The 9,480-nt window shown below is 67.1% G+C and carries 4 protein-coding genes and 2 pseudogenes; 3 read left to right on the forward strand and 3 right to left on the reverse strand.

Annotated elements, in window-relative coordinates:
• The first annotated feature begins 124 nt into the window (after positions 1–124).
• On the forward strand, positions 125–3,292 hold the full coding sequence (locus OF819_RS28795; protein ID WP_267246594.1) for a DEAD/DEAH box helicase: 3,168 nt from the start codon (positions 125–127) through the stop codon (positions 3,290–3,292).
• Between the two features lie 154 nt (positions 3,293–3,446).
• Here the strand turns inward: OF819_RS28795 and OF819_RS28800 are convergent, their stop codons facing one another.
• Together OF819_RS28800 and OF819_RS28805 are read right to left on the reverse strand one after the other, a co-directional pair.
• Entirely contained in the window at positions 3,447–5,003 is a 1,557-nt protein-coding gene (locus OF819_RS28800) for a hypothetical protein (protein ID WP_267246595.1), read from the reverse strand.
• 365 nt (positions 5,004–5,368) lie between these two features.
• Entirely contained in the window at positions 5,369–6,277 is a 909-nt protein-coding gene (locus OF819_RS28805) for a hypothetical protein (RefSeq protein ID WP_267246596.1), read from the reverse strand.
• A 471-nt stretch (positions 6,278–6,748) separates the two neighbouring features.
• Between OF819_RS28805 and OF819_RS28810 the strand changes: the two are divergent.
• Positions 6,749–6,985: pseudogene (locus tag OF819_RS28810) on the forward strand (helicase associated domain-containing protein); the annotation flags it as partial.
• 64 nt (positions 6,986–7,049) lie between these two features.
• Positions 7,050–9,137 (forward strand): telomere-associated protein Tap, encoded by a 2,088-nt coding sequence (tap, locus tag OF819_RS28815; protein WP_267246597.1) that lies wholly within the window; start codon positions 7,050–7,052, stop codon positions 9,135–9,137.
• Between the two features lie 149 nt (positions 9,138–9,286).
• On the opposite strand, the pseudogene OF819_RS28820 reads toward tap, so the two are convergent.
• A pseudogene (locus OF819_RS28820) lies at positions 9,287–9,480 on the reverse strand (WD40 repeat domain-containing protein); the annotation flags it as partial.

Here is a 9,480-nt window from a genome sequence, read left to right on the forward strand (position 1 = left end):
ACGGGCCGGAGGCGACGCCATCCTTGCGTTCCTTGTTTTTCTCCGTATCTCCGCTCCCGCACATCTTCCGCCTGCTTACGCTGCATCGAGCCGGTTCTCGCATCTGCGGCAGGGAGCACCTTGTATGGACATGAGAACGCAGTCTGTCTGGGCTGAGGAGAGATTCGGGAGAAACAAGGTTCGGCAGCTGCTGGTCCCTGAGGGGACGTTGCGGTTCACGGACGAGGGTGGAGCGCTGGGCGTCTCGAACGTCTATGGCAGCTGGCCGGCGGTGCGCGCGGTGGGGGATGCTGCCGACGGGCTGACGGCCGTGCTGCCCAAGCAGTCCGGCGGCGAGGTGCGATGGCGTGGCGGGCAGGCCTACGGGCCGCAAGCGGTGGTGGCGTCATATCGGGAAGCCATCGGGTTTCGTCCTCATGGCGAGCCACGAAGCCTGCGCCGGCCGCAGATCGGCGCTCTGCACGCTGTGACGGGCCACTGGGCTTCCGGGCTGAACGATCCGGGCATCGTGGTCATGCCGACGGGCACCGGCAAGACCGAGACCATGCTGGCACTGCTGGTGGCCGCCCGGATGGAGCGGCTCCTCGTCCTGGTGCCCAGCGCGGCGTTGCGGGATCAGATCGCGGGGAAGTTCGAGGCTCTGGGCATCCTGCAGAAAGAGCAGATCGTCACACCCGCCGCGCTGCGACCGCGGGTGGGCCGGCTCGAGCACGGTTTCAAGGATCCGGATGAAGCGGCCCGGTTCGTGGAATCGTGCAACGTGGTCGTCGCCACGCCGCAAATCCTCAGCAGGAGTGCAGGTCATGTGCGAACGGCTCTGCTGTCACCGTTCTCCCATCTGATTGTGGACGAGGCGCACCACTCCCCTGCGGATACCTGGGCGCGTGTGATCGATGACTTCGCCGGCCGTCCGGTGCTGTTGTTCACCGCCACTCCGTTCCGGGAGGACGGCCGCAGACTGCCGGGCCGCACGGTGTTTCGCTTTCCCCTGCGCGAGGCCCAGCGGCTGGAGTACTTCAAGCGCATCAACTACCGGGCCGTCTTCGGTGTCGAGGACGTCGACCGGGAGCTGGCCGTGCAAGCTGTGGACCAGTTGCGGGCCGATCTGGCAGCCGGGCACGACCACGTGCTGATGGCGAGGGCTGAGAGCATTCCGAAAGCAGAGGAACTGGGGACCCTGTACCGGGAGCTGGCGTCTGAGTTCCATCCTCTCGTGGTGCACCAGAACGTCGGGGCCGCGCGGCGCAACGCAGCCCTGCGCGCTCTGCGGGAGCGGTCCTGCCGCATCATCGTCTGCGTCGACATGCTCGGTGAGGGATTCGACGAACCCGCACTGAAGATCGCGGCGATGCACGCGCCCCGCAGGAGCCTGAGCCCGATGATCCAGTTCATCGGGCGCTTCACCCGCGCTGTGGACGGTCTCGGAGAAGCGACCGTGTTCGTCGCGCAGGAGCCTCACACCAGCGCATCGCCGCTGCGGCGTCTGCTGCGTGAGGACGCCGACTGGAACGAGCTGCTGCGCGACCTCACCGATCACGCGAGCCTGGCAGCGGAGGAGACCAGTGCCTTCGACGCCAGCTTCAGCGGAGCGCCTGAAGAGGTGACGGTCAGCGTTCTGGAGCCGAAGATGAGCGCGATCGCCTACCGCGCCTCCAGCGCCCACTGGAGACCCGAAGCGGCTCTCGCCCTGTGCAAGGCCAATGAACGGGTGTTGGACGACACCGTGGCTCTGGGCGGCGAGGACTCCCCCGTCGCCTGGTACGTCGTGGAACGTCGCACTCCCGTGCGCTGGGGCGCGCCACAGGAGTTGGAGCAGGTCGTCTATGAGCTGATGGTGCTCTACTTCGACACTGCACGGCGTGTGCTGTACATCCACGGCTCGGAGAAGTCGAGCACGTACAAGGACCTGGCCGAGGTGGTACTGGGCGAGGAGTGCGAACTGATCAACGGCAAGCAGACCTTCCGGGTACTGGCCCGCTTGGACCGGCTGGTGCCAACCAACGTGGGGCTCAAAGACGCTCGGGACTACTTCACGCGGTTCTCCCTGCACGTCGGCAGTGACGTCTCGCAGGGCTTCACCACCGCGCAGGAACACAAGAGCCAGACGCACATCGCCGCGTCCGGCTACGACAACGGCGACAGCGTAGCGATCAGCGCGGCGCACTCGGGCAGGTTCTGGTCTCCCACCACCGCGCCGAGCCTCAAGGCCTGGACCGATTGGTGCGACAGCCAGGGCACGAAACTGTTGGACGCCACCATCGACCTGGAGCAGGTCTTCGACGGATTCATCATCCCCCAGGACATCACCGAGAGGCCGCGCTACGCGCTGCTGGCCGTGCAGTGGCCCTGGGATGTGTACCTCGGCTCTCGCGACCGGCGCACCCTGACCCGTGACGGGAAGAGTTTCCCCCTGACCGACGTCGACTTCGAGGTCGACGACCACTCCCCTGCGGGCCCGTTCCTGTTCTCGGTGACGACCCCTGCCTGGCGCATCGCCTACGAGGCCGACTACGGCGCCAAGGGCCTCGTCTACCATCCACTCGACCGCGACGCCGTCGTGATGGGAAGCGGGCCGGCCGCCCGGCCGCAGCCGCTCGAGGAATGGCTCAATAGGCACAAACCCGATCTGTTCCTCGAAGGCGACCGCCTCATCGACGACGAGGGCAAACTGATCGCTCCGCGCTACGCACGCCGCCCCTACGATCCGTCTCTGCTCACACCGCTTGGCTGGCGGGGCGTGGACCTGCGCAAGGAGTCTCAGACACCGCAGCGCCTGACCGACTCCATCCAGTACTACATGTCGGCCTACCTGCGGAGCATCCGGCCCTTCAGCGTCCTCATCGACGATGACGGCAACGGTGAAGCAGCCGACCTTGTCGGCCTGCAGGTCAACGGCGACCACCTGGACGTCACGCTCGTGCACTGCAAGTACTCCAAGGCCACACCCGGCAAACGGATCAAGGATCTGTACGAGGTATGCGGCCAGGCCATGCGCGGCGCCAAATGGCGGCGCGGAAACGCTGTGCCTCTCCTGGACCACCTGCATCGCCGGGCCCTTCTGTACGCCCGGCGCAACGGCGGCATCTCTCCGTATGACGTCGGCGGCCCCAAGGATCTGTTCGCCATCCGCGAACAGGCCCGCCTCCTGCGGCCACGCTTCCACACGGTCATCGCCCAGCCCGGGCTGCAGGCCAGTAGGGCGAGCGATGAGCAACTTCTCTTGCTCGCCGGCGCTGACAGTTTCGTCCGGGACACTAGCGCAGGAGACTTCACCGTCTACTGCAGCCGGTAACCGCCCTGGGAGCACAGCCAGAGCAGCGGTCCCGCCCGGTACACCCGCCTGATTCTGAGGCCAACCGCGAGGTCTCCGCGCGTTGGTACAGGGCAAGGCGCTTGCATGAGTGCAAGGAGCTGGTGCCCTGTGATCCATGGGTTGGCCGCACGCGTCAAGGCGTGCTGGCAGTCGCCTCCTGAATCAGGCCTTCCAGCGTTTTGGGGGTGCTGGGCGTGAGTTTGAGGGCGCTGGTGCGGAAGCGGTTCCACCACTGATTGTGGTCCTTCAGTTCCTCGAGCAGCAAAGCTGCCACGGCGGACGCGTGCGCGGGATGGGCCAGGACCAGTACAGCGGGCAGTTGCCGCAGGTGGGAGGTATCGGCGTAGCGGGAGTCGAGGATGGCTTTGGCCGTCTCGCGGCGGCGGGCTGCGGGGCCCTTGAGGGGCAGGAAGGAGGACAGCGTGGCCGCCGGGTCATTGTGCTGGGCGAGGTTGTTGTCCGGTGGAACCCCGGGGTCTCGTGGCTGGTCAGCGCGGGTGTGCACGGGGCGGGTGGGCTGGAGGCGCTGGTGGGCCCGGGCGACGATGTGGGAGGCGGCCTCACGGACATGCGCGTCGGGGTGCTCGAGGTAGTGGGCGGCGGTGGCGTCGGTGAGGAACGGGATGAGCGCAACGAGTGCTTCGGCGGCGAGGAAGGGGTTGCGCGCCAGGGCGTCGGCGGCCCGGGAGCGGGCGGTGGTCCACTGCGGCGAAGGAGACTGTCGGCCCTGCCATGCCGGTGGCGTGGCCTGGCCGAGGCAGCGTGCGGCGTCCTGGAGCGGGGCGGGTGAGGTGCACACGGTGGCGAGTTCCTCGAATACGTCCCAGCTGCTCTCGTGAATTCCTTTCTCGTCCACCTCACGTGTTAGTTCACCTGCGGCGGATGCGATCACATCCCGCAGCACGTCGCCGTGGAGGAGGAACGCCCGCGGGTGGCGCTGGTTGATCCTGCACAGTCCGCCGAGGGTGAACGATGCGCCAATGACGCCGGAGAGGATGTCGTCCTCGTCCTTGACCGTGTCCTTGGGGAATGCCGATTCCAGGCAGCTCAGCAGTATGGAGTCGTCGAGGTCACCGGCACGGTTCAAGATCAGGTTTGTGATCAGACGGCTCGAGTGGGGATCGTCTACGAGCTCAGGCCACAAAGGGCGGGTAGGGGCCGTATCGAGCAGGGCCCATACCTCGTCGTGCCATGCACTCACCGTGGCGGTCAGCTCCTCCCGCTGGGCCTCGGTGAGCCTTGCGGGGCGGTTGGCAAGCGCGGCAGGAGGGCGCACAGCCGCATGGATCAGAGCCATGCGCAGTTGCGGGGGGATCTCCTGCCCGGTCCTGGCCACACGGCATCCGGCACCGGAATCGAGCTCGTCGACGAGCGGGAGTAGTTCCTCCAGGCCGGTGACCTGCGACCGTATAGCGCTGTGCAGTACCGTCTCGGCACCCAGTACCTTCGCTGTGCTGAGCATGTGGCTGGTGGTGGCCGCCGGCGTCGCCAGGAGGGCTGTCAGCACACTGCGGTCGTGAGTGCTCTCCACCATCTCGTCACGGATCTCGGGGCTGAGATCCGGTCGCGTGAAGAAGCGCGCGGCTGTGTACGGGTCCTGCTCGACCAAAGACAGGGCCACGGCGCGCTGCTGCGCCGACGACAGGCTGGAAGTGGCCGCAAGCGCGTCCCAGAAGGAGTACGAGTGCATAAGGCAGGAAGGTACCCGTCCCCACTAACACGCGCCGGGTGCACGAGCAAGGCGGCCTGAAGGCAGAGCATCACCGTGCTCGACAGATGAGCTCCCGCCCAGTCGGGTGCACGCTGGAGCAGCCATGTTTCACACTGCGGCGCCCTGACGGAACAGTCCGCTCCGCTCATCCCTCGATGGACACGTAGCCGCCCCTGGAATAGAGAGACTTCACTCAGACCGGGCAGCTCTGCCAGGCAGCCGACGGTGGAAGGCGGGTGAGTACGCCTTCGTTTGACGGCCGTCAGCGTGCATCGCCTGCTGAATCCTGTAGCGCTGCGACACAAAGAGCTGATGAAAGCCGCCCGCCAGCAGCAGTCCAGAGGCTACATCCAGCGGATGGACTGCTCCTCGGTGAACCTCGCGCCGTCTTCCTCCCAGGTGAGAGTGAGCTTGGCCTGTGGAGCTGTGCCCATCGAGAGGGCAATCGGAAAGTCCATATGGGTGTGGTCGAGGAGCCGTTCGACCAGGAGCCTGTCACCGCCATTGCGGGCGTCCAGGACGATGGGGGATGCACCGTCACCCACCGGTTCGACCTGAATGCGCAGGTTGTTTGCAGGACCGCTGCCGAGGTTGGTCACCTGGATCCGCTGCCGTGCGGACCGGTAACGGACGCGTCCCTTGCTGTCCGCTCGAGGCTCTCGTTCATAGAGGTACTCGCAGCGCAGAACCGCTCGCGGCGCGGGTGAAGCGTCATCTCCAGGTGTTCTGTCCTGTGGGCCCGAGGTCAGTTGGTGCGTCGCACGCTCTAGGAAGGAGCGGACTTGCGCCTTCAGGTCCTCGGGCGACTCGAAGGTGCCGACAAGCCCTTGTTCCTGCAGTGCGCTGCGGAACTCCTGGAGGCTGTGGAACTGGTCGAGATCGAGTCGTGCTTGGTCCAGGGGCGCGGAAGAGAAGTAGACCGAAGCAGCGGCACCGCGTGCGATGGCGCGTTGGATCTCTTCGGCCGTTCCTGACGGCGCGTCTGCCGTCGGCTGTCCCAGCCGGCTGTAGAAGATCCCGATCACGATGTCCGCATCATCGGCGAACTGCCGGTTGATCACTTCCTGGGCCGCGCCGCGTCCAAGCTCCGAGGTAGCGTCCAGTTCCCAGCGCAGCGGCAGCAGATGAACCTTCGCTACGCGGGTCCGGTCGCTGTTCCAGCTCAGGATCGCTTCTTCGACAGCCTTGCGCTCACGCGTCGTGTCACCCGGAGAAGCAATCAGCACGGGCAGAGTAGTGGTCTGGAATGCCATGGGCGGAGTCTAGGAGGGGACTCGGACAATCCCCCGGCGTGCCATGCGGCACCGAGCCTCATGAGCCGACAGACTTCACCGTGCTTCGCCTGGTCGGTCGTCCGCAGCCAGGCCAGGCTCGGGCCCACCACGTCGTCGTTCTGCGGAGCGACAGTTCAGCGCAGTCCTGGCGGATCGACTTCGCCCCTCCTGACCGACTTGGTCACGTCTCACGCGGACATGGTCAACCCTGTACTGGGACATCGACCGGTCATGGCTGCGCCGAGCACCTCGCCACTTGCACGGCCAGCACTTTCTTAGGAAGTACCGCCAGTCTGTCCAGTAGCCATGTCACGTAATGCCATCACATCGATGTCATCAGCCGCCACCAGAGAGTTCCCGGCACAGCAGGTCAGCGCACCCAGACACGAGACCTAGTGCTGGCACAGGAACGGCATCAGCCTGATGGCACCTCAGCGGTACTTCACAGCACCCGCCACGGCGCCCCAGACGGCCTTGAGCGCCTTCGAGAAGGGCGTTGCGGCCCTGGCGCGATACAAGGCCCGCACGGGCTCCCTGACCGTCCCACGAGGGCACGTAGAGGCGTTGCCGGACGGGACCGAAGTCCGGCTCGGAGTATGGCTGACGAACACCAAAACCCGCCGGGCCAAGCTCACCGACGACAAACTCACCGCACTCGCCACGCTGGGACTGGAATGGGCGCGGTAGGGTTAAATAGTGGGCTAATTTGTTGGTTAAGAAGTTTCGGGTTCTGGCGTGAAGGTGCAGGGAAATGGCATCTGAGGAAGAGCTGTTCGCGTCCGTCGACGCTCTGTTGAACGAGGAGCCGCACCTGCCGCCTCCGGCGGAGCGAGCCCGGCTGAGGGAGGCTGCCGGCATCACCCAGGCCCGTCTCGCCACCGCGTTGAAGACCACGACCCAGTCGGTGAAGAACTGGGAGAACGGCCGCAGCGAGCCGAAGTCGCCGCGCCTGGACGCCTACCAGCGGCTGCTGAACGGGTGGGCGGCGAAGTACCCCGCCCCCGGCGCAGCCCCGGCGGTCTCGGTTGCCGCAACGGCGTCCGCGGCATCTACCGAACCGGCTGCGTCCGCGGTGGAGACGGCACACGCCCCGCAGGCTCCCGCTGTCCCAGCAGCGGGGCCGGCCCGTCTGGCCGCCCGGCCGGCCGCCGCAGCGCGGCGTCCGGCCCCTCAAAAGGCTGCGAAGCCGGCAGCCGATCCGCGGTTCCCGCACGGCCCGCTCGCTGTGCTCGACGGTGACGGCTCCGCGTACGCCACGGGCGGCATCGTGCTCGACTGCCCCGCGGCCACCGTGGTGGAGCTGGTGGAGTGGACGCTCAAGGAATCTGGGCTCGGTGCGCCGCGTCTGCACCGCAACGGCAAAGACAGCGACCCGCTGATCGTGCTCACCGCCGCGGCCGCCGTGAAGCTCGGGCTTCCCGAGCGCCTGGAGGGCCATGAGCAGCGCCGCTCTCTTCGGCTGCCGGAGGATCATCCGGTGGTCAAGCAGGTGGTGAAGGCGAAGTGGCGGCTCACCCAGCGCGGGTTCGGCCCCTGGGCAAGGATCTACCGCAAGGTCCAGGGGCGTGAGCGGCAGTGCGTGCAGTTGGCGATCCTGTCGTGGGGCGCCCTGGACGAGCGGGCGTGGCCCGGGGTGGCGGAGATGGAGCCAGCCGACGTCGCCCGCGTCCTGGGCGTGTATGCCCAGCGGGTCATCACCCCGCGCGGTTCCACCGCCGTGTCCGGGCTGGAGCTGATGACGGCGCTGCGCCCGCCCACCCGTGCGGTGCAGGACCCGCAGACGGGGAACTGGGTGCCCGGCCACAACCCCGGCTCGCTGGGCACGGAGCCGATGGACTCGGCGCCGCCGGAGGCCACCCCTGAGCACCCGGTCGTCGGCAGCGGCTGGAGCGGCGGGTTCCTGAACGAGGAGGCGTACCAGTGGGTGCGCGACGTCAGCCTGCTCACGGATGAGGAGTGCACGCTGCCCTACGCGGTCGGCCTGGATCTGAACACCGCCTTCCTCGCCGCCGCGGCCCGCCTGGTCGTCGGCCTCTCCGCCCCCGACCACTTCCACGCCCCGACGTTCAACCCGAAGATCCCCGGCTCCTGGCTGGTGGATCTGTCCCACGTCGAGGTGGACCCGCGCCTGCCCTCGCCGTTCACCCCGGACGGCACCCGGCCCACCGGGCCTGCCTGGTACCAGACACACACCGTCGCCTACGCCCAGGAACTCGGCTACAACGTCGCCCCCCTCGAGGGATATCTGCGCCGCGAGACCGGCGCCTACCTGGACCCGTGGCACGACCGCCTCAAGGAGGCGTATGTCGACACCCTCGCCGACCTCGGCGTCACCAAAGACCTCACCGACGCCCAGTTCCTGGCGGCGATGGAACAGCACAAGGACGCCGACCCCGCCATGGCGGCCGTCCTCGCCGCCATCAAGGCCACCGTCAAGGGCGGCATCGGCAAGCTCCGCGAACGCCCCCAGGGCAAGAAGTACAAGGAAGGTGAGCGGTGGCCGGCCCTCCAGCGGCCGACCTGGCGCCCCGACATCCGCGCCGCCGTCATCTCCAAAGCGCGGGTCAACATGCACCGCAAGATGCGCAACATGGCCACGATGACGGGCCTGTACCCGCTCGCCGTACTTTCCGACTGCGTCGTCTACCCCTCACCGGGGGAGAGCCCGCTCGACTTCCTCCCCTACGCGGCGTCCGGCAAGCCGCAGCCCGGCGGGTTCCGTCTCGGGCCCACGCCGGGCCTGGCGAAACTGGAGGGCGTCCAGTCGATGCTGTGGGCGGTCGACCTCATGGAACAGGGATACAACCCCGCCCGCCACATCAAGGGCGGCGACGTGTAGGTAATCAGAATCCGCGTCATGTTCTCGTGAGCGATGACCTCTGACTAGCACATATGACGCGATGCTGAGATGCCCAGCTCAGAATGATGGTAGATGCGTACGCGGCCGTCGCCGTCGCGCTGCGCCGACAGGGATTGTCCGGTGCCGAGTCAGGAGCGACACACCTTGCTGGGTGCCCCTTGGGGAAGGTAGGTGGCTCGCTCTCCTGTTGTGAGGTCTCGGGCGACCGCCCTGCAGATTTTGGCGATCGCCTGATCCGAGTACGGCAGGTCCACCGCCCATAGCCGGGCCGTACCGTCTTTGCTGGTGGTGGCCAGGGTGCGGCCGTCCGGGCTGAACACCA

Source organism: Streptomyces sp. PR69, assembly GCF_026420845.1.
Classification (GTDB): domain Bacteria; phylum Actinomycetota; class Actinomycetes; order Streptomycetales; family Streptomycetaceae; genus Streptomyces.